This is a genomic window from Bradyrhizobium sp. 157 (genome assembly GCF_023073815.1).
In the GTDB taxonomy this organism is placed as follows: Bacteria; Pseudomonadota; Alphaproteobacteria; order Rhizobiales; family Xanthobacteraceae; genus Bradyrhizobium.
This window is the reverse complement of record NZ_JADPKF010000103.1, coordinates 1-938: the sequence shown is the minus strand read 5'-3', so window position 1 is coordinate 938 and position 938 is coordinate 1. Positions and strand designations below refer to the sequence as shown.

The following is a 938-nucleotide window of genomic DNA, read 5'->3' as shown; positions in this document are numbered from 1 at the left end:
CAATCCGGACCTCGCGCTCATCGGAGTCGCGTTCCGGAAAGCCGTACTGGACCATCGCGATACCTCGAAGTGCGGGCGCGGCAGCATCGTCGCGCAACGCCACGCGGTTCAAGGCGCCGAGGGGATCACCCGCTTCGAGCGCACGCGCCACGGCTGCAATCAGCGATTCCATAGGAATACTGCCACACTTGTTACTCGCACCACCGGGCACTACGAGACGCTGCGCCACAGCGTCAGTAGCGCGTCATTGAGCGGCTCTCCGGTGAACTGGATCTCGTGGCCGGCACCTTCGATCACCATCCGAGACGCGCCGATCCGTTCAGCCAGCTCGTCGCAGATGGCATCGAATCCGGCACTATGCCCACCGGATACCACGAGTTTCGGGAAGGCGGCCGATGCCAGCGCGGCGAGCGGCAGTTCAGGCTCAAAGATCGGCCGTCCGCGGCGGAACACGGGCACGAGCGGCACTGCAGCCGCGATCAGTTCGGGGGAAAGAGCGTCCGGATCACTCCCCACAGCCTGCAGGAAACGGATGACCCACTCCTCGTCCGGAACCTCCTGATCCCAGAGAGAGCGAACTTCTGCCACGAGTGTCCTCGCAGCTTGATGGTGCTGGCCCAGCGCGAATGCGGCTGGCTCCAACAGTGTCAGAGATAGAGTCGCATCGGGACGGCGCGCAGCGGCGAACAGGACCGCGAGGCCACCGTAGGAATGTCCCACAAGGTGGGCGCCATCGCCCATGAGTTCGGCGATGTCGTCGGCATCGACCAGGAAATCCTCGCCTTGAGCCGCGGGACTCCGCCCATAACCACGCCGGTCTGGCACCAACAGACAAAAGCCGCCGTCGGCCAGCGGTCGCTGAGCCTGCCACTCGTCGGATCCTGTTGCCAGGGAGCCGTGCACTAACACCACGGGCACGCCCGCCCCCCATGATTCTA

General features: G+C 64.8%; 1 protein-coding gene. It reads right to left on the bottom strand.

What is annotated here, in order from left to right:
- Positions 1–210 precede the first annotated feature (210 nt).
- Positions 211–938 (bottom strand): alpha/beta fold hydrolase (locus tag IVA95_RS32695; RefSeq protein WP_247514249.1); only part of this gene is annotated, 728 nt, incomplete at its 5' end.